At 65.6% G+C, this 23251-nt stretch carries 23 protein-coding genes; 16 read left to right on the forward strand and 7 right to left on the reverse strand.

The annotated features are described in order from the left end of the window. The first annotated feature begins 75 nt into the window (after positions 1-75). The 3 genes from RTQ83_RS15175 (at position 76) to ylqF (ending at position 3421) form a co-directional block, all read left to right on the forward strand. Complete coding sequence (locus RTQ83_RS15175; RefSeq protein WP_312516280.1) at positions 76-948, forward strand: hypothetical protein; 873 nt, start codon at positions 76-78, stop codon at positions 946-948. Beyond that, a complete protein-coding gene (locus RTQ83_RS15180; protein WP_312516282.1) occupies positions 938-2143 on the forward strand; it encodes a hypothetical protein in 1206 nt (401 codons plus the stop codon). Before RTQ83_RS15175 ends, RTQ83_RS15180 begins: the two co-directional genes overlap by 11 nt. Positions 2144-2473: 330 nt before the next feature. After that, positions 2474-3421 (forward strand): ribosome biogenesis GTPase YlqF, encoded by a 948-nt coding sequence (ylqF, locus tag RTQ83_RS15185; RefSeq protein WP_312516284.1) that lies wholly within the window; start codon positions 2474-2476, stop codon positions 3419-3421. Here ylqF and RTQ83_RS15190 read toward each other — a convergent pair whose 3' ends face one another. Continuing rightward, positions 3422-4243 (reverse strand): class III extradiol ring-cleavage dioxygenase, encoded by an 822-nt coding sequence (locus RTQ83_RS15190; protein WP_312516286.1) that lies wholly within the window; start codon positions 4241-4243, stop codon positions 3422-3424. A gap of 258 nt (positions 4244-4501) precedes the next feature. On the opposite strand from RTQ83_RS15190, the gene RTQ83_RS15195 reads away from it, so the two are divergent. From RTQ83_RS15195 to RTQ83_RS15205, 3 genes are all read left to right on the forward strand, one after another. Further along, the gene (locus tag RTQ83_RS15195; RefSeq protein WP_312516288.1) at positions 4502-5164 is read left to right on the forward strand and encodes a thiol:disulfide interchange protein DsbA/DsbL; all 663 of its coding nucleotides are present in this window, start codon (positions 4502-4504) and stop codon (positions 5162-5164) included. Beyond that, positions 5161-5490: a hypothetical protein gene (locus RTQ83_RS15200; RefSeq protein ID WP_312516290.1), complete on the forward strand. Its 330-nt coding sequence runs from the start codon at positions 5161-5163 to the stop codon at positions 5488-5490. Before RTQ83_RS15195 ends, RTQ83_RS15200 begins: the two co-directional genes overlap by 4 nt. Before the next feature lie 158 nt (positions 5491-5648). Next, positions 5649-6320, forward strand: a complete 672-nt coding sequence (locus RTQ83_RS15205) for a thiol:disulfide interchange protein DsbA/DsbL (RefSeq protein ID WP_312516291.1) — start codon at positions 5649-5651, stop codon at positions 6318-6320. 31 nt (positions 6321-6351) lie between these two features. On the opposite strand, the gene RTQ83_RS15210 is transcribed toward RTQ83_RS15205, so the two are convergent. Together RTQ83_RS15210 and RTQ83_RS15215 are read right to left on the reverse strand one after the other, a co-directional pair. Then, a complete protein-coding gene (locus RTQ83_RS15210; protein WP_312516293.1) occupies positions 6352-7050 on the reverse strand; it encodes a hypothetical protein in 699 nt (232 codons plus the stop codon). A 313-nt stretch (positions 7051-7363) separates the two neighbouring features. After that, entirely contained in the window at positions 7364-8689 is a 1326-nt protein-coding gene (locus RTQ83_RS15215) for an ATP-binding protein (protein WP_312516295.1), read from the reverse strand. A 345-nt stretch (positions 8690-9034) separates the two neighbouring features. On the opposite strand from RTQ83_RS15215, the gene RTQ83_RS15220 reads away from it, so the two are divergent. Together RTQ83_RS15220 and RTQ83_RS15225 are read left to right on the forward strand one after the other, a co-directional pair. After that, on the forward strand, positions 9035-9883 hold the full coding sequence (locus tag RTQ83_RS15220; RefSeq protein WP_312516297.1) for a MipA/OmpV family protein: 849 nt from the start codon (positions 9035-9037) through the stop codon (positions 9881-9883). Further along, entirely contained in the window at positions 9883-10587 is a 705-nt protein-coding gene (locus tag RTQ83_RS15225) for a hypothetical protein (RefSeq protein WP_312516299.1), read from the forward strand. The genes RTQ83_RS15220 and RTQ83_RS15225 overlap by 1 nt, the downstream gene beginning before the upstream one ends. A gap of 26 nt (positions 10588-10613) precedes the next feature. On the opposite strand, the gene RTQ83_RS15230 is transcribed toward RTQ83_RS15225, so the two are convergent. Continuing rightward, entirely contained in the window at positions 10614-11300 is a 687-nt protein-coding gene (locus RTQ83_RS15230) for a response regulator (RefSeq protein WP_312516301.1), read from the reverse strand. Positions 11301-11492: 192 nt separating this feature from the next. Here RTQ83_RS15230 and RTQ83_RS15235 point away from each other — a divergent pair, with 192 nt between their 5' ends. The 3 genes from RTQ83_RS15235 (at position 11493) to frc (ending at position 15758) form a co-directional block, all read left to right on the forward strand. Then, positions 11493-12260, forward strand: a complete 768-nt coding sequence (locus RTQ83_RS15235) for a hypothetical protein (RefSeq protein ID WP_312516303.1) — start codon at positions 11493-11495, stop codon at positions 12258-12260. A 672-nt stretch (positions 12261-12932) separates the two neighbouring features. Next, on the forward strand, positions 12933-14255 hold the full coding sequence (oxlT, locus tag RTQ83_RS15240; protein WP_312516305.1) for an oxalate/formate MFS antiporter: 1323 nt from the start codon (positions 12933-12935) through the stop codon (positions 14253-14255). Between the two features lie 255 nt (positions 14256-14510). Further along, entirely contained in the window at positions 14511-15758 is a 1248-nt protein-coding gene (frc, locus tag RTQ83_RS15245; protein ID WP_312516307.1) for a formyl-CoA transferase, read from the forward strand. Here the strand turns inward: frc and RTQ83_RS15250 are convergent. After that, the gene (locus tag RTQ83_RS15250) at positions 15755-16687 is read right to left on the reverse strand and encodes a LysR family transcriptional regulator (protein ID WP_312516309.1); all 933 of its coding nucleotides are present in this window, start codon (positions 16685-16687) and stop codon (positions 15755-15757) included. The two genes, frc and RTQ83_RS15250, sit on opposite strands and share 4 nt — an antisense overlap. 130 nt (positions 16688-16817) lie before the next feature. On the opposite strand from RTQ83_RS15250, the gene gcl reads away from it, so the two are divergent. From gcl to RTQ83_RS15270, 4 genes are read left to right on the forward strand one after another with little or no spacing between them, the layout of a single operon-like run. Beyond that, a complete protein-coding gene (gene gcl, locus RTQ83_RS15255) occupies positions 16818-18560 on the forward strand; it encodes a glyoxylate carboligase (RefSeq protein WP_312516311.1) in 1743 nt (580 codons plus the stop codon). Between the two features lie 19 nt (positions 18561-18579). Next, positions 18580-19359, forward strand: coding sequence for a hydroxypyruvate isomerase (gene hyi / locus RTQ83_RS15260; RefSeq protein ID WP_312516313.1), 780 nt, complete (start codon positions 18580-18582; stop codon positions 19357-19359). Between the two features lie 45 nt (positions 19360-19404). Continuing rightward, entirely contained in the window at positions 19405-20313 is a 909-nt protein-coding gene (locus RTQ83_RS15265; RefSeq protein ID WP_409456118.1) for a 2-hydroxy-3-oxopropionate reductase, read from the forward strand. A gap of 33 nt (positions 20314-20346) precedes the next feature. Then, on the forward strand, positions 20347-21279 hold the full coding sequence (locus tag RTQ83_RS15270) for a histone deacetylase family protein (RefSeq protein ID WP_312516317.1): 933 nt from the start codon (positions 20347-20349) through the stop codon (positions 21277-21279). Between the two features lie 100 nt (positions 21280-21379). Here RTQ83_RS15270 and RTQ83_RS15275 read toward each other — a convergent pair whose 3' ends face one another. Together RTQ83_RS15275 and RTQ83_RS15280 are read right to left on the reverse strand one after the other, a co-directional pair. Then, the gene (locus RTQ83_RS15275) at positions 21380-21538 is read right to left on the reverse strand and encodes a hypothetical protein (protein ID WP_312516319.1); all 159 of its coding nucleotides are present in this window, start codon (positions 21536-21538) and stop codon (positions 21380-21382) included. Positions 21539-21741: 203 nt separating this feature from the next. Continuing rightward, positions 21742-22671 carry a LysR family transcriptional regulator gene (locus tag RTQ83_RS15280; protein ID WP_312516321.1) on the reverse strand — a complete coding sequence of 310 codons (930 nt, stop codon included), beginning with the start codon at positions 22669-22671 and terminating at the stop codon, positions 21742-21744. A gap of 126 nt (positions 22672-22797) precedes the next feature. Between RTQ83_RS15280 and RTQ83_RS15285 the strand changes: the two genes are divergently transcribed. Beyond that, positions 22798-23145, forward strand: a complete 348-nt coding sequence (locus RTQ83_RS15285; RefSeq protein ID WP_312516323.1) for a hypothetical protein — start codon at positions 22798-22800, stop codon at positions 23143-23145. Positions 23146-23251 lie beyond the last annotated feature (106 nt).

The following is a 23251-nucleotide window of genomic DNA, read 5'->3' on the forward strand; positions in this document are numbered from 1 at the left end:
AACCCAACATCGTCTCGCGGCCACTAACGCTAACCCGGCAATCACACGCGCCGGCCATGCGTAGAGGAGACGACCATGAACAAGAAACACGCCCTGTGCACGCTGTGCCTGCTGTCCGCCGCAAGCCTCGCCCAAGCCGCCAACTACACCCTCTGGATCAACGGCCGCAACGCCGGCGGTACCCCCGGCAACTACAACGACTTCCGCTACTGGGGCCCGGACACCGTGCAGGCCGGCGTCAACAAGAAGGCGGTCAACTGGGACGGCCGCAGCAGCATCGCCTCGCAGAGCAGCCGCGTGCGCGACGCGCTCGACTGCTTCTGCACCGGCGCCAACTGGTGCTACATCGCCAGCTACAGCGCCGGCGACCTGCTGCTCGGCTACACGCTGGCCAACTACGGCGGCTCGGCGCGCGAGCGCAAGAACGCCACGCCGAACGCGGCGGGCGTCTGCGGCGCCGCCGGCGGCACCCAGACCGGCTGGAACATCAAGTGGGTCCGCGTCGCCTCGGGCGCGGCGGGCGGCTCCGAGATCGCCGATGCCGGCGCCTGGACCACCTCCGAACCGCTGGTGCAGGACCTGAAGGTCGGCACCGCGCGCGCCATGTACAACCACAACGCCACGCGCAACATCTGGTTCTACATGTACGCCGGCGCGCGCGGCACCGCGTATTCCTTCCTGCTGCCGGGCCAGGACGACGAGGTGGTGGCCTACCACAGCAGCGGCGCGGCGGCCGGCAGCGGCGGGCGCTCGCTGTGCAATCCGGGCGACTGGCTGTGCGACGACCTGCGCCTCGGCACCGCCGCCAACCAGGGCGGCAGCACCAAGTGGAGCTACCACTCGGTCGAGTTCCGCGACGATGGCGAAGACTACAACCACTACGGCGACGGCAACTGGGCCGGCATCATCGGCGTGGTGCGCGCCGCGGTAGCCGCCAGTGCAAACTAGGCGCGCCATCTGGCCGGTCGTCGCGTGCGCCGTGCTGGCGGCGCTGGCCTGGTACCTGGCGCGCGACGCTGCGCCGCAGCCGCAGGTGGCGGCCATGACGCCGACCAAGCTGCAGTTCTTCGGCCCGATACCGGCGGTCGAAGTCCCGCCCGCCGCCAGGGAGCTGCAGCGGCGCCAGCTGATCGAACAGGTGCGCCTCACCGACCACACCTATTGCAGCTACCTGCAGAACTCGCGCTACCCGCACGAATCGCGCCCGGCCGGCCACAATCCCGACCAGCTGTACCCGAACCGGTCGTTGCTGGAGTCGAATCCGATGCGGATCGAGGGCGGCGACAGCGACCCGTCGGTGATGCTGCAGACGACGCAGTCGCGGGTCTACCTGGCCGCCGGCGAGAGCGCCACCTTGTCGCTGCGCGCGGTGGATGGGCGCGGCCAGGCGCTGCCGCTGACGGTGATGCGCGCCGTGGCGCAGGGCATGAGCTATGGCGCCCAGCGCCCGGCGCCGCGCGTGACGCTCGATTTCGCCGACGGCGGCGCCGGCGCCTGGAGCGCCGCACTGACGCCGGCCCAGACCGGGCTGGCCGGCTTTCACGGCACCATCCGCACCGAGGTGCGCTACCACGTCAACGGGCGCGACGGCTTCGTGCTGTTCGACGTGCTGTACTCGCCGGCGCTGCCTGCAGTGTGGTCTGGCCAGCGGCGCGAGGCGCGCGAGGACGGTTCGCTGCAGTTCATGCTGGGCCTGGACGTGCGCCAGCCGGGACGCTACGTGGTCAGCGGCCGGGTCGACGATGCCGAGGGGCGACCGTTCGCGCTGGCCACCTTCAACGAGCTGCTGGGGATGGGGGCGCGGGAAGTGCGCCTGACCGTGTTCGGCAAGCTGCTGCACGACGGCGCGCCGGCGTTGCCGCTGGTGCTGCGCGACGTCGACGGCTACCTGCTGCGCGAGAATGCCGATCCCGACCGGCTGCTGCTGCCGCGCCTGGAGGGCAAGGTGCTCGGCAGCGCGGCGCGCTCGCTGGATGGCATGTCGAACGCCGAATGGCAGAGCGAGGAGCGCAGCCGCTATCTGGCCGAGTATGCCAAGGATCGCAGTGCGGCGCGTGGCAGGCTTGCGCAGTTCGATCCGGGCGTGGAGTTACCGGCCAGTGCTTGCGTGTCGGCTGGCGAGGACAAGGCAGGGTTGCGCTAGCGCTGCCGACGCGTCCAACCGCAATCCGCTCAGCCCGCGAACAACGGCAAGTGCTCGGCCATCGACGCCGCCACGATCGCGCAGCACAGCATCGCCACGCCGCCCCAGCGGGCCACCGACCGTTTCACCTTTTCCCGTATGCGCATTTTCCCTGGCTCCCTGGCTGACCCGTGCAGACAAGCGGCCAGTGTGCATGCCGAATATGTCAACAGTGTTGCAACCGCTCAACGGTACGCGCGTGGGGGAGGGCGATTGTGGCGCCGAGGATACTGGACAGTGCCGCACCAGCGTAAAATAGCACGTTAAACGCAAGATTAAGAGAGCAATAGCATGTCGATACAATGGTTCCCTGGGCACATGAACGCGGCCAAGAAGGAAGCGGCCGAGCAGATGGAGAACATCGATCTGGTGATCGAAGTCCTGGATGCGCGCCTGCCCGAGGCGAGCTGCAACCCGCTGGTGGACCAGCTGCGCAAGTTCCGCCAGCGCCCCTGCCTGAAGGTCCTGAACAAGATCGACCTGGCCGATCCGGCCGCCACCGCGGCCTGGAAAGCGTATTACGACGCCCAGGACGGCGTCACGGCCTACCCGATGACGACCAAGAAGCCGCTTGATGTGGCGCGCATCCCGGACCTGGCGCTGTCGCTGGCGCCGCACCGCGGCGTGCCGACCAAGCCGCTGCGCATCATGATCATGGGCATCCCCAACGTCGGCAAATCGACCCTGATGAACGCGCTGCTGAAAAAGCGTGTGGCCAAAGTCGGCGACGAGCCGGCGGTGACCAAGACCCAGCAGCGCCTGTACCTGAACAAGAACGTGGTGCTGGTCGATACCCCCGGCATGCTGTGGCCGAAGATCGCCATGGCGAGCGACGGCCTGATGCTGGCCGCCAGCCACGCGATCGGCACCAACGCGCTGGTCGAGGAAGAAGTGGCGGAGTACCTGGGCGGCCTGCTGCTGCAGCGCTACCCGCAGCTGCTGGCCGCGCGCTATGGCCTCAAGACCGAGGGCATGGACGGCGTCGACGTGGTCGAAGGCGTGGCGATGCGGCGCGGCTTCCGCGTGCGCGGCGGCGAATACGACTACGAAAAGGCGGCGCACACGCTGCTGCAGGACTACCGCCAGGGCGCGCTGGGCCGTATCAGCCTGGAAACCCCCGAATCGCGCGCCGCCAGCCTGGCGGCGCACGCGGCCGAGATGGCCGAGAAAGAGCGCATCGCCGCCGAGAAGGCAGCCGAGAAGGCCGAGCTGGCGGCGCGCGGCAAGCGCGGGACCTGATCAGCCGCCGGCCGCCTGGCCGAACCTGAAGCTCGACACCGCCAGGCTGCCGAAGAAATCGTCTTCGTGATACACGCACGCGGCCGGCTCCTGTTCGGCTGCCCCGAGCGCCACCATCAGCGGAATCAGGTGCTCCTCGCGCGGATGGGCCGCGCGCGCCTGCGGCGCCGTGTCCCAGCGCAGCAGCGCCGCCTCGCGCTGCGCCGGATCGTGTTCGAGCAGCGTATCGCGCAGCCAGGCGTCGAAGGCATGCGACGCGATCTTGCCGCTCGGCCCGAACTGGCGCAGGTTGTGGAACGACAGCCCGCTGCCGATGATCAAGACACCTTCGTCACGTAGCGGCGCCAGCGCGCGTCCCGCCGCCAGGTGCGCCGCCGGATCGAGGTCGCGCCGCAGCGACAATTGCACCACCGGCATCTGCGCTTCCGGATACACCGGATACAGCATCGAAAAGGTGCCATGGTCGAAGCCGCGCTCCGGATCGAGCCCGGCGGGATGGCCGGCCGCATTCAACAGGTCGGCCACGCGCTGCGCCAGGGCCGGTTCGCCCGGCGCCGGATATTTCACCTGGTACGTATGCGGCGGAAAACCGCCATAGTCGTAGATCATGCCCGGCGCCGTGCCGGAAGAGACCATGAACTGCGGCGTTTCCCAGTGGCTGGTCACCACCAGCACCGCGCGCACTGCGCCACTCGCATCCGCCGCACGCCGGATCGCCGCCAGCGACTCGGCCAGCTTGTCGTACGCCGGCCCGTACTGTTCCCTCATCCACGGCCAGGGACCGCCGCCGTGCGAGACGAAATAGGTGGGAAGAGTGGCCATGAATGCTCCTTGCGACGCGTCAAAGAATCGATGCTAACCGATCCGGACGACCCTTGCCGGGGACCCGCCGCGAGGCCGATCATCGCAGTGTGGACCGAGGCGCTCGCCGGAGGCAGGCGCCGCAACGCGATGCCGCATTTGCACGAGGCTTTTGTTTCACCGGTAAGCAAATGCAAAAAATAGCGCCTCTCACGCAGGGGAACTCCAAAAAATGGTAATCTGCCGGTCGTTTGCTCACTCATTTGTGGAAGGATACCTATGCGTTCCCTGCGTTTTGCCCTCGTCGCCGCTGCCCTGGTTGCCGGTTTCGCCAATGCTTCGCCGACTGACCCGCGTAACGGCGCCGAATACACCACGCTGGCGACCCCGCAACCGACCCAGACCGTGGGCAAGAAAGTCGAAGTGGTCGAGTTCTTCGCTTACCACTGCCCGGCCTGCAACGCGCTGGAACCAACCCTGAACGCCTGGGTCAAAAAGCAGGGCGACAATATCGTGATGCGCCGCATCCACCTGCCGTTCCAGGGCCCGGCCGATCCGGAAGCACACCTGTTCCTGACCCTCGACGCCATGGGCAAGCTGAACGAATACCATGACCGCGTGTTCCGCGCCGTGCACGTCGAGCGCAAGCGCCTGATGAAGGACGAGGACATCATCGCCTGGGCCACCTCGAACGGCCTGGACAAGGCCAAGTTCATGGAAGCGTGGAATTCGTTCGGCGTGCAGACCAAGCTGCGTCGCCTGTCGCAGCAGGCCGACGCCTACAAGGTCAGCGGCACCCCGACCATCATCGTCGACGGCAAGTTCGTGACCTCGCCATCGCAGGTGTCGCAGGCTAACAAGATCCAGGACATGGGCCAGCTGATGCAGGCAACCACCCAGGTGCTGGACGCACTGGTCGCAAAGGCAGCCGCAAGCAAATGAGCAATGACGTCGAACGCGAAGTCCTCAAGATGTACGAAGGGTCCCGACCCAACGAGGACGACCTGTTTGAGACCAGCCACGTGAACCACGTGGCCTGGTCGCTGGCGGCCGTCTTCGGACTGGCCGTCATCTGGCTCTGCATCGCTCTGGTCAATGCCGAGAACCAGCGCAACGCGCTCGTCAACAATATGTGTCCCGACCAGGTCTTCAATACCGGCGTGGACAAGAAGTGCCTCGTCACCGTCAGCTCGCGCGACCACTGGTGGGAACACCTGTGGTACGGCGTCACCCACGTACGCCCGGAAGTGTCGGACGCGCGCCGCTAGGCGTCCTGCGCAGCTACCCGCACCCACAGCTGCATCATCTGCGCATGCAAGCACATCCCGTGTGCTTGCATGCCGCATGCGCTTCGGCAGATGGACGCATGGGAGTCAACGATGCTAATCTGCAAGTTGTTCGCTTCCCACCCCATCAAAGGATTTCCATGCGCTTCCCGCGTTCCCTGCGCCTTGCCCTCGTTGCCGCCGCCCTGGTGACGGGTTTTGCCAACGCTTCCCCAACCGCACCGCGCAGCGGCGCCGAGTACATCACGCTGGCCACCCCGCAGCCGGCCCAGACCGTGGGCAAGAAAGTCGAGGTAATCGAGTTCTTCGCATACCACTGCCCGGCCTGCAATATGCTGGAGCCGGCCCTGAACGCCTGGGCGAAAAAACAGGGCGACAACATCGTGATGCGCCGCTTCCACATGCCGTTCCAGGGTCCGGCCGATCCAGAGGCGCACCTGTTCCTGACGCTGGAAGCGATGGGCAAGCTGGGCGAATACCACGAGCGTGTGTTCCGCGCCGTGCACGTCGAGCGCAAGCGCCTGATGCGCGACGACGACATCATCGCCTGGGCCACGTCGAACGGACTGGACAAGGCCAAGTTCATGGAAGCATGGAATTCGTTCGGCGTGCAGACCAGGCTGCGCCGCCTGGCGCAGCAGGCCCAGGCCTATAAAGTCAACAGCACCCCGACCATCATCGTCGACGGCAAATACATGACCTCGCCGGATGTGGTGGCCGAGGCGACCGGCATCGAAGCCCCGGCGCCGCTGCTGCAGGCGACCGCGCAGGTGCTGGACGCGCTGGTGGCGAAGGCTGCCGCGAGCAAATAAGGCAACAGTGCAGCAGCCCCGGCGGCATCACTCAGGCCTGCTCCAGTCCCGGATGCGCGCTGCGCAGGCGCCAGCGGCGCAGCGCCACCGAGGCCCGCAGCGCCAGCAAACCGCCCAGCACCAGCACCAGGCGCGTGTCGATCAGGCTCAACAGACCGCCGGCCAGCGCGATCAGGATATTCGCCACGCAGAAGGTGGTCGACAACAGGGCCACGACCGAGCCCTGTCCATGCGCGGCGAAGGCGTCCGCCGACCAGCTCTGCAGCGCCGTATTGTAGAAGGCGTGCGGCACGCCGAACAGGACGATGCCGGCGATCCCGATCCCGAGGTTTCCGAACGCCACGCACAGCACCGCCAGCGCCGCCGCACATGCATACCAGCTGGCGAGCTGGCGGCCGTCGAGCGCGCTGGCGCGGCCGGCGAACAGCGCGGCCGTGGTCATCATTGCGCACATGCCCCTGTTGACCATGGCCACCGCGGTCAGGAAATGACCGAGCGCTGCCCCGACCGTGGTCAGCAGCAGCGCGCGGCGCCGGCCGAAGCCGTCCGACAGAGGCCCGAACACGGCGCTGTCGATCAGGAGGCCGACCGTATTGTCCATCAAGGCGATGCCCAACAACAGCTTGGGCGGCAGGCCGGGGAAGCTGTTCAGGCCATTCACGCCGCCATCGGCGAACAGCGGCGCCAGCAGCGGATAGGGCAGGGTCTTAGCAGTTAGCTTGGAACTCATTCAAACTTGCGTAGTCTTATCATACGGCGGTGAGTTCCACCGTGTCAGCCTGTGGAGAGGACGGCTCTGGCCCTGCAAAATTGCAGGGCGAAACCGGCTTCGACGAAGCAGGAATTCAACGGTAAAGCTAGCTGTAAATAGTTTTGCGTAAGTTTGAAGGAACGGAAGCGCCGGTGGTGGACAGCAGTCCCAGCGTGCACAAGGTGGCGATCAGCAGTCGGTCGTTCATGGGCTGGAGGTGATTGGCAATCCGCAGAGCTTACTGCGACCGCGCTGACAAGTGAACAAGGCGGGCACCGGGCACGCGCGCGGCTCAGGCGGGCGGCAACTTGATGACGAAGCGGGCGCCGCCCAGGGAAGAAGTTTCGGCGCGCAGCGACCCGCCATGCAGCGCTACCGCCTTGCGCGCGATCGACAGGCCCATTCCGAAGCCGCCGGTGGCGCGGTCGCGGCTGCGGTCCAGCCGGTAGAACGGATCGAAGATGCGCTCGCGCTCGTCCTCGGGGATGCCGGGACCGTCGTCATCGACCGCAATTTCGATGCCCCCCGCGATGCCCCGCGCGATACCGTCCACGCCGCGCCGCGCCGACAGCAGCACGCGTCCGGCCGCATACTTCTGGGCGTTGCGCAGCAGGTTGCCGACCGCGCGCGCCAGCAGGCGCGGATCGGCGTCGATCTCGCCCAGCGAGCCGTCAAGTTCGCAGGCGACCGCATGTGGCGAGGGCGGCAGCGTGGCGCAGCATTCTTCCAGCAATGCCGTCAGATCGACCCGCGCCGGCTGCAGCGTGCGTGCGCTGTCGAGCTTGCTCATATCGAGCAGTTCGTTCACCAGGCTGTTCAGTTCACGCAGGTCGCCTTCCATCGCGGCGATGCGCCGGTGCAGGTCGGGATCCTGGGCGCGCGCATCGAGCAGTTCGAGTCCGAATTCCAGGCGCGCGATCGGCGTGCGCAGTTCGTGCGATACCGAATGCAGCAGGCTGCGCTGGGCTTCGAGCAGGGCTTCGATGCGGTCGGCCATGTGGTCGATCCGCTCGGCCAGCGGATACACCGTGGCCGAGGGCCGCATGCGGGCGCGCGCCGACAGCTTGCCGCCGCCGAACTCGTCGGCCATGCGCGACAGCGCCTGCAGGCTGTGCCAGTGGGCGCGCGACCACAGCGCGATCGGCACCAGGAGGGCGATCGCCACGATCACGTAGCGCAGCGCTTCCATCTTGAGCGCCTGCCCGATATCGACCGGCAGGTTGCGCGCCACCAGCACCTCGTCGTCGCTGCCGATGTAGCGTTCGCCGCGCAGGTCGACCCGACGATAAAACGCGCGTTCGCGCGCATCGATCACGATCGCGCCGCGCTCCAGTTCCGGGTGATCCTGGCCGAGCCGGGCACGCACCTGCGCCAGCGGCAGCAGGTCGTAGCGCACCTCGGACACTTCGCGCACATTGTTCAGGCGGGTGAGCCATTCGTCGGCCGGCGCCTGGTCGACGTATTGTTCGAGCAAAAAGATCTGGGCCGCGGCCTGGCGCCGCGCGATGTCGTCCAGCGGGTCGCCGAACAGGCGCGCGAAGGCGAAATAGATGACGAAGGTGGCGGCCGTGATCGACAGCATGACCAGCACGAAGAAGCGGAAAAAAATCCGGTTCACGTGCAGGGTCCTGGCGACTGTCGGTAATGATCGGGCGGCAAATGCATGGTTTCTCTCCGCCCGGGATTGTACAGGCGCAATGTCATCTGCGGTGAGACTTACAAATTGAGGACAAATGGCCGACATCTGGAGGGTGAATGGCGGCAGTTGCTCGCATACCATCGCTCTCATCATCAGGTTTTTCCGTTTGCCCACCTGATGCGCAAGCATCGGTGGGCTCTTTTTTATCGCGGACCAGCCGGGCGATATATGCACACCGCATTCGACGAATTCGGTATTCAAGTGGGAGAGCGTAGCTTGCTCGACGTAAAATATCAGCAACGAACTCTTCCTGAACCTACCACGATGAAACAGCTTTCAGTTCCGGTCACAGCGCTGGTCCTGGCGGTCGCGGGCAGCGCAAGCGCGCAGACCCCGACCACCAACCCGATGCCCGACGGCAGCCGCGACATGTACGCGGGGCTGGGCGCGGTGTCGCGTCCACGTTACGAGGGCGCGGACAGCCGCGTGGTGCGCGCCTTGCCGGTGCTGCAGGTCCAGTGGAGCAACGGCGTCTTCATCTCGGGCATGACGACCGGGATGCACCTGTCCGACCGTCCCACGGTCGAGTACGGCCCGCTGCTGTCGGTCCATCCGGACCGTGACGAAGCCGGCGCCGGCAATGAAGTCGGCGCCACCGCCTGGGCCTTCCCGTCGGTGATGCCGGCCCAGCGCGCCGGCAGCGCGCGCCTGACCGGCATGCGCGACATCCGCACCCGCGTCGAAGGCGGCGCTTTCCTGAACTATTACCTGGCGCCCGAATGGCGCCTCACCAGCAGCGTGCTGTACGGCGCCGGTAACGACCGCGACGGCGCGCGCATGGAGCTCGGCGTGCAGCGCCTGGCGATCGAAGTGGCGCCGCACCATGCGGTCTCGTTCAGTGCCGGCGTCACGCTGGCCAACAGCGCCTATAACCGCGCCTATTTCGGCGTCAGCGAGAGCGAAGCCTTGAGCAGCGGTAATCCGGCCTACCGTCCCGACGGCGGCCTGAAGGACGTGCGCGTCGGCGCGCGCTGGAACTGGGCCTTGAGCCCGTCGTGGCTGCTGACCACCCAGATACAGGCGATCCTGCTGACGGACGACGCCCGCCATAGCCCGCTCGTCGAGCGGTCCACCAACGTGACGGTTTCGACCGCCTTCGCCTACCGGTTCTGATGATGCGACCTGCACACTTCGGCGCTTGCCTGACCCTGCTGATCGCGGCCGCTCCGGCCGTGGCGCAGGCGCAGCCGCGCGCCGGCGAGTGGGTGAGCTATCGCGACGCCTACCGCGCGATGGTGCTGTTCGAAAAATACGGCGGTCCCAAGCATCTGCTGGTGAATCAGCTGCAGGTGCAGCCGCAGGCCAAAGGCGTGCTGGGCGAGGGCGCCGGTCTGGTCCTGAGCGGCAAGACCGTGCAGACCACCTTGCCGCTGGACGCGCTCGGACGCGGCACGCTGCCGCTCTTGAAGGCGGCCTACGACGAGAACGCGGTGCTGGCGCCGAACCGCGCGCTGGGCGCGTTCTCGGTGCGCGCGCGGGTGTCGCTGGCGCCGCGCGCCGACGGCGCCTACGAGGCGGCCGATCTGCGCGCCGGCTGCGAACAGGCGCTCGGTTTCGCGCGCCATACCGACTCCTCGGCGCGTGCGCGCCAGTGCGTCGGGGTGCGGCTGGTGTTTGCCAGGCAGGGGACGCCGGCGCCGGTGCGGGTGCGCGCGGGCGGCGCCGAACAGGTGTTGCCGGTGGCGCGCGGTGCGGCCTTCGCGGGGGATGCGGATGACGACTTCCCGGTCGTTAGCTACCGCTTTGGCGCGCAGGGCGCGGCGGCCCAGGTGGTGACGTACAACGCGCCGCTGGCGATCGTGCCGCTGTTCGAATAAGCGGCACTTTTTTTAGAAAGCCTGCTTCAGTTCCAGGCCGACGGCGAGAACAGGTAGCCTTCGCCCCACACCGTCTTGATCTTTTCCGATTCGGCATCGTCGAACTTGCGGCGCAGCTTGGAGATGCAGTTGTCGATGCTGCGGTCCAGGCCGTCGAACTCGATGCCGCGCATTTTCTTCAGCAAAGCGTCGCGCGACAGCACGCGGCCGGCCGCTTCGGCCAGCACCAGCAGCAATTTGTATTCGGTGTTCGACAGCACGCAGGGCTGGCCGCGCCACACCACGCTGCGGTCGGAGGTGACGATGCGCAGCGCGCCGAACTGCAGCACGCGGGCGTCGACGCCGGTCTTGGCCTGGGTGCGGCGCAGCAAAGCGCGCAGGCGTGCCAGCAGCACGCGCGGCTGCACCGGCTTGTTGACGAAATCGTCGGCGCCCTGTTCCAGGCCCGAGACTTCGTCGTAGGAATCCTCGCGCGCGGTCAGGATCAGCACCGGCACGTCGGACAGTTCACGAATCTGGCGGCACACCACCATCCCGTCCAGGCCGGGCAGCATCAGGTCGAGGACGACGATATCGGGATTGAGTTCCTTGAAGCGCTCCAGCGCCACATCGCCGCGCGTGATCACGTCCACGGCAAACTCATAGCCGGACAAGTATTCAGTGACGAGTTCGGCGAGCCGCGCATCGTCTTCCACCAGCATCACTCGGTACATACGATTTTCCTCCGTCCGCCATTGTATAAGACCAAGTGTTGCGAAAGACGATTCTTCGTGCTTAGGTGACAGTTCGATACATTTGGAAGACAAATAAGAGCGAAGATGGGAACTGGAAACACGGCACCGACGGCCGACCCGGCCCGGCGTGTCCCCATCATCTGGCATTCATCATCGCTTATGGAGCTTTGTATGAAACCGATCGACCTGCTGCGCGCGTCCATGTACCGGCGGGGCTCGCGCTACCGGCTCCAGCTCGAGGACATGGCGCCCGCCCTGCGCGAGCACTGGCTGCGGCATGCGCCGGCCGAATTCCCGGGCATACCAGCGACCGCACTGTTCTACGTGCGCGCCGCCGAAGGCCTGATGAACTTCTTCGCGGTGACGCAGACAGCCAACACCACCTACGCCTTGCCTTCGCTCGCCGCCGACTCGGTGTGGCATGCGTGGCTGCGCTGGGATGCGGACGATCTGGCACGCTTTTGCCGGCGCCACTTCGGGGCGCCGCCGCAGCACCTGCCGCACGAGGCGCTCGATGCCCTGGCACTGCCGCGGGCGCTGGTCGCCTGCCGCCGCAGCGACGGCATCTCGCCCCATGGTCCGGCACTGCCGCGGCTGTTCGGGCTCGATACCCGGCTGCGCATGCCGTCAGGGCATGGCTACCGGCAGAACGGCGTCTGGATCGACTACGCCCGCCTCGACCCGCAGGGGCGCTACCGCTACGACGGCAAGACCCATCCGGCGCTGACCCCGCGCGCCTTGCTGGCGGCGGGCCTGATCACCCAGATGATGTTCGAGGACGCCATCATCAGCCAGACGCGCGCGGGGCATGTGCACACCATGCACGCGGGCGGCGACTTGAACTTCGACTCCGACAGCGGCGCGGCGGGTGCGGATGGCGGCGGCAGCGATGGCGGCGGCGGTTGCGGCGGTGGCTGTGGCGGCGGTGGTGGCGATTGAGGCGGTTGCGGCCGCGCGGATGTCATGACCTGGCACGCCCGCGCCGGATGTCACAGGATCGAAAATTATGGTACGCATGAATATTTTATGACATCGAACCGGCCGGCGTCCGTCGTATCGAGGCCACCGGCGGCTGCTGCTCAAAAAAGTTTGAAAACATAACCGCGGTCAATGATTCTGAAAATCGGCTCCAGCAACATCATCTCACTTTCACCGTTTCCCAGCCCTTGATACGGCGTCGCCAATTCCGGCACCGAGGGGTGAAAGGGGTGAACGCAACGAGCACTTGCGGTCGTCGATATCCCAATCTGGCCATATGAGGAGAGCGGCAATAGCGGACATTCAAATTCAGGAGAGCACCGTCGTAAGCGGCTGGCGCACCTGGTGGGCGTCAGCCGCCGGGAGCATGCCGACCGCCTTTTCAACACTGCTTGTTTTAACCGTTCTAACCGTTTTAACTGTTTTGAAGTAGAGAAGGCGTAGGGGTTGGCGCGCGGGCTGGGGACAATATCCAGGACGGAAGTCCGGGGCCCGACGTGGAGCATGCACATCACACCATAATAAATGGAGACATGAAAATGCTGGAAACCATATCCAAGCTGGTGCCACGGGCGCCCGCACACCCGACTGCATATTCTGGAAGCATTATCCAAACCGGTCAGGGAGCGCAACATGCATAATTCATCTGCAGCGGCGCTGAGCCCCAATCAACAGTCATCCGACAAGGCCCGCTGGTTCCAGCTTGCGGTCGGCGTCATCTGTATGGTGGCAACCGCCAACATCCAGTACGCATGGACCTTGTTCGTTCCCGAGATCCAGGAAAACTTCGGCTGGTCGCGCGCCAGTATCCAGGTCGCGTTCACGCTGTTCGTCATCGTGCAGACCTGGCTGGCCCCGGTCGAAGGCTATTTCATCGACAAGTTCGGTCCGCGCATGATGGTCGCCTTCGGCGCCGTCTTCATCGGCCTGGCCTGGATCATCAATTCGCAGGCCACCAGCCTGGCGGGATTCTATGTCGGTGCGGCGGTCGGCGGTATCGGCGTCGGTTCGATCTACGCGACCTGCATCAACAATGCGATCAAGTGGTTCCCGGACCGCCGCGGCCTGGCGGTCGGCCTCACGGCGGGCGGCTACGGCGCCGGTTCGGCGGCCACCATCCTGCCGATCGCGGCGATGATCGAGTCGTCCGGCTTCCAGCAGACCTTCCTGTTCTTCGGCATCCTGCAGGGTTCGCTCGCCTTTGTCGCCGCCTGGTTCCTGCGCGGACCGCGCACGACCGAGGTGAAGAAGTCCAGCAAGCTGGTGCAAACCACCCACGACTACACGCTCAAGGAGGCAATGAGCACCAAGCTGTTCTGGCTGATGTTCATCATGTTCATCCTGGTGGTCACCGGCGGCATGATGGCGGTGGCGCAGCTCGGCGTGATCGCGCAGGATCTGGGCGTGAAGGAATTCCAGGTCGACCTGCACTTCTTCGTGATGGCGGCCCTGCCGCTGGCCCTGATGCTCGACCGCATCATGAACGGTATCTCGCGCCCATTGTTCGGCTGGGTCTCGGATCACATCGGCCGCGAGAAGACTATGGTGATCGCGTTCACGCTCGAAGGTTGCGGCATCATCGCGCTCGGCTACTTCGGCAGCAATCCGTACGCCTTCCTGATCCTGTCCGGCGTGGTGTTCCTGGCCTGGGGCGAAGTGTATTCGCTGTTCTCGGCCCTGGCCGGCGATGCCTTCGGTTGCAAGCACATCGGCAAGATCTACGGCGTGCTGTACACCGCGAAGGGGATCGGCGCGCTGTTCGTCCCGGTCGGCAACCTGATGATGGAGGCGACCGGCACCTGGTCGACCGTGCTGTACACGGTGGCCACCATGGACCTGGTCGCGGCGCTGCTGGCGGTCTCGGTACTCAGGCCGGTGCTGCGAAGTCACGTCGAGTACTCGAAGAACCGCTTTGCACAGGAAAATACAGTCACCCAGGGGGCGCTGCCGGCCTGACGGCGTGCACATGAACCTGCGTTGACATGGAAAAGGGGCTTCTTCGGGAGCCCTTTTTTTATCGTGGATGCGACAGTTGGCGGTGTGAGGCGAGGTATCGCCGTTGGGCGAATCTTGACTTCGGTCATTGAGCCGACCTGGCCCGCGCCGCTATGATGACCCGATAAGTTTGATGTCACATGGATAACGCTTGCATGTAAATATAGTCGAGCGCAGAATTCGGATAACTGGGTGAAATCTTCGGAGGAAACTGGTATGGGCAAGGCGTTGGAAGGCGTTCGCATTCTCGATTTCACCCATGTCCAGTCCGGACCCACCTGTACCCAGCTGCTGGCCTGGTTCGGCGCCGACGTCATCAAGGTCGAGCGCTCGGGCGAGGGCGATGCGACGCGCGGCCAGCTGCGCGACATCGCCGGCGTGGACAGCCTCTATTTCACCATGCTCAACCATAACAAGCGCTCAATGACGCTCGACACCAAGCGCCCGGCCGGCAAGGAAGTGCTGGAAACGCTGATCCGCCAATGCGATGTGCTGGTCGAGAATTTCGCGCCCGGCGCGCTCGACCGGATGGGCTTCAGCTGGGAGCGTATCCAGGAACTCAATCCGCGCATGATCGTCGCCTCGGTCAAGGGCTTCGGTCCCGGCCCCTACGAGCACTGCAAGGTGTATGAAAACGTGGCCCAGTGTACCGGCGGCGCGGCCGCCACCACCGGCTTCGAAGACGGCCCGCCGATGGTCGGCGCGGCCCAGATCGGCGATAGCGGCAGCGGCCTGCACCTGGCGCTGGGCATCGTCACCGCACTGTACCAGCGCAACAGCACCGGACGTGGCCAGCGGGTGCTGACCTCGATGCAGGATGCGGTGCTGAACCTGTGCCGGGTCAAGCTGCGCGACCAGCAGCGTCTCGAGCGCAACGGGGTGCTGGAAGAATATCCGCAGTTCGCGGGCGGCCGCTTCGGCGAGTCGGTCCCGCGTGCCGGCAATGCATCCGGCGGCGGGCAGCCGGGCTGGATCCTCAAGTGCAAGGGCTGGGAAAGCGATCCGAACGCGTATGTCTACTTCATCGCGCAGGCCCAGGTGTGGGCGCCGATCTGCAAGCTGATCGGGCGCGAGGAATGGATCACCGATCCCGACTATGCAACCCCGAAGGCGCGCCTGCCGCGCCTGATGTCGATCTTCGCCACGGTCGAGGAGTGGACCAAGGCGCACACCAAGTTCGAGGTGATCGATATACTCAACAAGTACGACATCCCCTGCGGCCCGATCCTGTCGATGAAGGAAATCGCCGAGGATCCATCGCTGCGCGCCACCGGCACCATCGTCGAGGTCGATCATCCCGAGCGCGGCCCGTATCTCACCGTGGGCAACCCGATCAAGCTGTCCGACAGCCCGACCGAGGTGCGCCGCTCGCCGCTGCTGGGCGAGCATACCGACGAGCTGCTGTCCGAGCTGGGCTACTCGCCGGAACAGATCGCGCTGCTGCGCGAGGAGCGCGTTATCTAGCGCCCGGGCACCCGCGCCGCCGCCGGCCGGGTCCAGTAGCCCGGCGCGGCGTACACGGCTTTGAGGGTATCGATGAAGGAACGTACCCGCGCCGGCAGGTGGCGCTGCTGCATGTAGACCGCCATGATGTCGTAGTCCGGCAGCGCGTATTCGTCGAGCACCGTGATCAATTCGCCCGCCGCCAGCTGCGCCTGGATCTCCCAGGTCGAACGCCAGGCCAGGCCCAATCCTTCGCCGGCCCAGCGGTGCAGCAATTCGCCGTCGTTGCAATCGAGGTTGCCGTCGACCTTGACCGTCACCGGCTTGCCATCCTTCTGGAAGTACCAGCCGCGCTGCTGCCCGCCCTGCAGGTTGAAGGCCAGGCAGTTGTGGCGCGCCAGGTCGTCGAGCGTGCGCGGGATGCCGCAGCGCGCGAAATAGGCCGGGGTGCCGCACACCACGCGCCGGTTGGTTGCCAGCCGCACCGCGACGAAGTTCGGATCGAGCACCCCGCCGATCCTGATCCCCAGTTCATAGCCTTCGCGCACCAGGTCGACCACGTGGTCGGTGAGGTTGAACGAAATCCGTACGTTCGGATTGGCCGCCAGGTAGGCCGGCGCGTGCGGCGCCACGTGCAGCCGTCCGAACGCCGCCGGCGCCGACACGATCAGGTGTCCGCTGGCCTGGTTGTGCACGTCGGAGACGATGGTTTCGGCCACGTCGATGTCGGCCAGCAGCTTGCGGCAGTGTTCGAGGAACAGGGCGCCGGATTCGGTCAGCGTCAGGTGGCGCGTGGTCCGGTGCAGCAGCTTGACGCCGAGGCGCCGTTCGAGCGCATCGATGCGCCGCCCCAGCATCACCGGCGTGATGTTCTGACCCAGCGCGGCCCGTGCCAGGCTGCCCTTGTCGACCGCGTCCACAAATGCGCACATCTGTTTGACCTTGTCCATGTCTGCAGTATTCCATACTCCAGAGATCGAATAAACCTACTTTTAGTGTTCTTATCAGGCGCGCCGCGACGCTCTAGCATACGTTCCATCGCAATCGTCCGTTTGATAACGACAAGCCTGGAGACATGCAATGGCGAAGATGACAGCAGCAGAAGCAGCGGTCCTGGTGATGGAAAAGGAAGGCATCGAAGTCGCCTTCGGCGTGCCCGGCGCCGCGATCAATCCCTTCTACGCCGCGCTCAGGAAGCGCGACAGCATCCGCCACTACCTGGCGCGTCACGTCGAAGGCGCCTCGCACATGGCCGAGGGCTATACCCGCGCGCGCGCCGGCAACCTGGGCGTGTGCATCGGCACGTCCGGGCCGGCCGGCACCGACATGATCACCGGCCTGTATGCGGCCCAGGCCGATTCGATACCTATTCTTTGCATTACCGGCCAGGCGCCGCGCGCCCGCCTGTACAAGGAAGACTTCCAGGCAGTCGATATCGAATCGATCGCGCGGCCGGTCACCAAGTGGGCCGTCACCGTGCGCGAGCCGGCGCTGGTGCCGCGCGTGTTCCAGCAGGCCTTCCACCTGATGCGCTCCGGCCGCCCGGGTCCGGTGCTGATCGACCTGCCGATCGACGTGCAGATGGCGCAGATCGAGTTCGACGCCGACACCTATGCGCCCTTGAGCCCATTCAAGCCGGCGGCGACGCGCGCCCAGATCGAGAAGGCGCTCGACATGCTGAACCGGGCCCAGCGTCCCCTGATCACCGCCGGCGGCGGCATCATCAATGCCGACGCTTCCGCGCTGCTGGTCGAGTTCGCCGAAATCACCGGCGTGCCCGTGATCCCGACCCTGATGGGGTGGGGTTCCATCCCCGACGACCATCCGCAGATGGCGGGCATGGCCGGGCTGCAGACCAGCCACCGCTACGGCAATGCGACGATGCTGGCGTCCGATTTCGTGATGGGCATCGGCAACCGCTGGGCCAACCGCCATACCGGCGGCATCGAGGTGTTCACCAGGGACCGCACCTTCGTTCACATCGACATCGAAGCGACCCAGATCGGGCGCGTGTTCGGTCCCGACTTCGGCATCGTGTCCGACGCCAAAGCCGCATTGGAATTGCTGGTGGAGGTCGCGCGCGAGTGGCGTGCCGGCGGCCGCCTGGCCGATCGTTCCGAATGGCTGGGCGCCTGCCAGGAGCGCAAGCGCACCATGCTCAGAAAGAGCGACTTCGACGACGTGCCGGTCAAGCCGCTGCGCGTGTACCACGAGATGAACGAATATTTTGGCCGCGACGTGCGCTACGTGGCCAGCATCGGCCTGTCGCAGATCGCCGCCGCCCAGTTCCTGCACGTGCACCACCCGCGCCACTGGATCAACTGCGGCCAGGCCGGTCCGCTCGGCTGGACCATTCCCGCGGCGCTCGGCGTGCGCGTGGCCGAGCCCGACGCCGACATCGTCGCCATCTCGGGCGACTACGACTTCCAGTTCCTGATCGAGGAGCTGGCGGTGGCGGCGCAGTTCAAGCTGCCCTACATCCATGTGCTGGTGAACAATGCCTATCTAGGCCTGATCCGCCAGGCGCAGCGCGGCTTCGAGATGGATTACTGCGTCCAGCTGGCGTTCGAGAACGTGAATGCGCCCGAGCTGGAAGGCTATGGCGTCGATCACGTGGCCGTGGTCGAGGGCCTGGGCTGCAAGGCGCTGCGGGTGTTCCGGCCGGAAGAGATCATCCCGGCCTTCGAACGCGCGCGTGCCCTGATGGCGCAGTACAGCGTGCCGGTGGTGGTCGAAATCATCCTCGAGCGCGTCACCAATATCGCGATGGGCACCGAGATCGATGCGCTCAATGAATTCAACGAAGTGCTCGACGTCGAATGACAAGATAGAGGAGACAGCCATGACCAAGCTTGCCGCCAACCTGACCATGCTGTTCAACGAAGTCGACTTCCTCGACCGCTTCGGGCACGCCGCGCGCGCCGGCTTTCGCGGCGTCGAATTCCTGTTCCCGTACGCGCATCAAGCCGAGGAGATCGCCGACCGGCTGGATGCCTGGCGCCTGCGGCTGGTGCTGCACAACCTGCCGGCCGGCGACTGGGCCGGCGGCGAGCGCGGCATTGCCTGCCTGCCGGGGCGCGAGAGCGAATTCCAGGACGGCGTCGGCAAGGCGATCGACTACGCCAAGGCGTTCGGCGTCAAGCAGCTGAACTGCCTGGCCGGCATCGTGCCGTCCGGCGTCACGCGCGACGCAGCACACGCCACGCTGGTGTCGAACCTGACCTTCGCCGCCGGCGCCTTGCAGCGCGAGGGGATCGACCTGCTGATCGAACCGATCAACACCTTCGACATCCCGGGCTTCTTCCTGCACGGCACGCGCCAGGCGCTGGACATCATCGCCGAGACCGGCTCGAGCAATCTGTTCCTGCAGTACGACATCTATCACATGCAGCGCATGGAAGGCGAGCTGGCGGCGACGATCAAGGCCAACCTGGCGCTGATCCGCCACATCCAGCTGGCCGACAATCCGGGCCGCGGCGAGCCGGGCACGGGCGAGATCAATTACCGCTACCTGCTCGGCCTGCTCGACGAGATCGGCTATGCCGGCTGGATCGGCTGCGAATACAAGCCGCAGGCCGGCACCGCGCAGGGCCTGGGCTGGATGGCCGAGCATGGCATCTAGCCCATACGCCGGCACGCCGGAGCGCCTGGCACCCATTTCAAACACCTGGAGACGATCATGACCAAAGTAGGATTCATTGGCCTAGGCATCATGGGCGGCCCGATGGCCGCCAACCTGCAGGCGGGCGGCTGCAAGCTGTACCTGCATGACCTGAAAAATCCGCCGCTGGCGCTGGTCGAGGGCGGCGCCACCGTCTGCACCAGCGCCACCGAGGTGGCCAAGCGCGCCGATGTCATCATCGTGATGGTGCCCGACACCCCGCACGTGGAAGAGGTGCTGTTCGGCGCCGACGGCGTGGCCGCCGGCCTGACGCCGGGCAAGATCGTGGTCGACATGAGTTCGATCTCGCCGATGGCGACCAAGGAGTTCGCGAAGAAGATCAACAAGCGCCAGTGCGACTACCTGGACGCGCCGGTGTCGGGTGGCGAAGTAGGAGCGCGCGCCGCTTCCCTGACCATCATGGTGGGCGGATCGCAGGAAGCGTTCGACCGCGTCCGGCCATTGTTCGAGCTGATGGGGAAAAACATCACGCTGGTGGGCGGCAACGGCGACGGCCAGACCACCAAGGTGGCGAACCAGATCATCGTCGCACTGAATATCCAGGCGGTGGCGGAAGCGCTGCTGTTCGCCTCCAAGGCGGGCGCCGACCCGGCCCGGGTGCGGCAGGCGCTGATGGGCGGCTTCGCCGCCTCGCGCATCCTGGAAGTGCATGGCGAGCGCATGGTCAAGCGCACCTTCGCACCCGGTTTTCGCATCGAGCTGCACCAGAAGGACCTGAACCTGGCGCTGCAGGGCGCCAAGAGCCTCGGCATCTCGCTGCCCAGCACCGCCACTGCCCAGGAACTGATGAACTCGTGCGCCGCGCACGGCATGGCCCAGCTCGATCATTCGGCGCTGTGCCAGGCGATCGAGCGCATGTCGAACCATGCGATCGCCGCCGATCCGGCGCAGTGAAGCATCCTGTTACCGCGTCGCGAAGGAGCTCACATGACGACCCTGGTCATGCACCATCCGGCCTGCCTCGGGCACCAGCCCGGGCCGGGCCACCCTGAATCGCCGCAGCGCCTGCATGCGGTGATGGAAGCCCTGCGCCAGCCCGAGTTTGCCGAGCTGAACTGGCGCGAGGCGCCGGCCGGCACGCGCGACCAGCTGCTGCTGGTGCACGACGCCGAGTACGTCGATGCGATCGCCGCCGCGGCGCCGGTGCGCGGCCTGGTGGCGCTGGACGGCGGCGATACCCTGATGTCGCCCGGCACCTGGGAGGCGGTGATGCGCTGCGTCGGCGCCGCCTGCGCCGGCGTCGATGCGGTGGTGGCGGGCGAGGCCGGCAACGTGTTCTGCGCGACCCGTCCCTGCGGACACCATGCCGAGCCGGACCGGGCCATGGGCTTCTGCATCTTCAACCAGGCCGCCATTGCCGCCGTCCACGCCCTGGAGGCGCACGGCCTGCAGCGGGTGGCCGTGATCGACTTCGACGTTCACCATGGCAATGGGACGCAAACCGCGTTTTACCATCGCCCGCAACTGTTCTTCGGATCGAGCCACCAGTCACCGCTGTATCCGGGCACCGGGGCGGCGAACGAGAGCGGGGTGAGCGGCAATATCGTCAACCTGCCGCTGCCGCCGGGCTGCGGCTCGGCGCTGTTCCGGTCGCGGGTGGCGAGCGAGTTGCTGCCGGCCCTGCAGCGCTTTGCGCCGCAGCTGATCGTGATATCGGCGGGGTTCGACGCGCACCGCTGCGACCCGTTGGCGAACATGAATCTGGAAGCCGAGGATTTCGCCTGGATCACGCGCGAGGTAATGGCGATTGCCGGGCAGGCTTGCGAGGGACGGATCGTGTCGATCCTGGAAGGCGGTTACAGCGGGGAAGGGCTGGCAGATGGTTGTGCGGCGCATGTGCGCACGCTGATGCAGGCTTGACGGGAAAGATGTCCGGCGCGGCTAGGGCACGCCGTTCATCCTGAACCTGCCAGGCGCCGCTGCCGTTGGAACCGTTCGGTGGCGCGGGGCCTGGAGGATATTACAGGCCGCAACCGTAGTAGGCCGGGTCTGAATCCTGGCCGGTGTAGCCTGGATCGAGCTTTTCGCGCAGGCTGAGCGTGAGGAAAGCGATAACGAGCGACAGCAGCGAGTGCGACGGCGCTGCTGCAAAATCGGTACGGGCTGGTGCGTCAATCATGGTGAACTCCTGGAGGCTGGTGTGATTTGATGGTGTCAATATAGGGACTCCTATCTGGGGCTGCCAATTCCGAGTCTTGATACCGGATATCTCGCGCGTGAATATTGCCCTATACAAACTACGGGTTACACGCATTCTCTCATGATCGATAAAAATCGTCGGACGTTGCCGTGCCGCCACAGAAGTGTGGCACCGGTGCGACGCTACAGAAGAGCAGACGGCGGAATCAGCGCCGCGATGCGGTCCGCCCCTTCATCGAGCAGGAACTGGCGGAATGCGCGCGCCACCGGAGGCAGCCGCTTCTCGCGCCGGTGCACGACGTACCAGTTGAGCATCAAGGGAAATCCTTCGACTTCCAGCAGCACCAGGCTGCCCGCGGCAAGCTCGCGCCCGATGGTGTGAAACGACAGGAAGCCCAGCCCGATGCCGGCGATCACCGCCTGCTTGATCGTCTCCGTGCTTTTGATCTCCATCGCAACATTTAGTTCGGCCATATGCTTGCCGAATGCATCCTGCATCGAGAACCAGGTATCGGAACCCGGTTCGCGGATCACGAACGGCTGACGGATCAGCTCGGCCATCGGGACCGGCCCGCGTCCGGCCAGCGGATGGTCCGGCGCGCCCACGATCACGTAGGGGTGGGGCGCGAACGCATCGTTCTGCGTGTCCAGCCCGGCGGGCGGGCGCACCATTACGGCCAGGTCTGTGCGGTTGGCGGCCAGCTTGTCCAGCAATTCCTCGCGGTTATGCACGGTCAGGTTCAGCTGCACGCCCGGATGCTGGCGTGCAAAAGCAACCATCAGCTGCGGAAAGAAATAGTCGCCGGCACTGATTACCGCCACGTTCAGCTTGCCGCCGGCGACGCCCTTGAGCTGGGCCATCGCCTGTTCGGCTTCGTCGAACTGGCCGATGATGGCGCGGCAAAAATGCAGCAGCTCCTCGCCCGCCTGGGTCAGGTAGATCTTCTTGCCCAGTTGCTCGAACAAGGGCATGCCGACGTGGCCCTCGAGGGTGCGGATCTGGGTCGATACGGCCGGCTGAGTCAGGTGCAATTCTTCCGCGGCACGCGAAAAGCTCAGGCGCCGCGCGACCGTTTCGAAGACCTTCAGTTGACGCAATGTTGCGTTCTTCATCCGCCCTCCGAAGCATAAGGAATCGCTAATGATTATCCCTAAAAACTTTCACTATTGCGCATCGTTTTCTTGGCATACGATGGTTTTCAGACAGCTCAACCGCAACCACCCATCTGGAGAATTGCCATGACGACGATCTGCCGAACTGAAGCCGAGGTGCGCGAAGCCGAGGTGCATGTCCACGCCGACGCACACCGCAATGCCTACAACGCGGCCTTCCATGAGCTGGGACTGAGCTGGTACTGGGATGCCGGACACTATGCGAGCGTGTGCGGCAGTGACGACCGCACCGGCCTGCGCGAGTACCTGGCGCAGCATCAACCCCACCTCCTGTGCGCGCACGACGCCGACTTCCTGATCGAGGCGATCCTGTCCACCAAGGAGCGCTGCCATGCCCAGCTGAGCGCCGCCGGCTGCAACCCCGGCGCCTTCATCAATTGGTCCGAACTCCAGCAACGGCAGATCGGTGTCTAGCGAAAGCGGCTGATTTTCGAATCTTAACCGTGGTCAAGGATATGCGGAATTGGTTCTTTCACAATCAAGCCATCAGTGACATCTCCCATCCTTGCCCTACGAAAGA

Source organism: Massilia sp. (assembly GCF_031995545.1).
Lineage (GTDB): Bacteria > Pseudomonadota > Gammaproteobacteria > Burkholderiales > Burkholderiaceae_D > Telluria.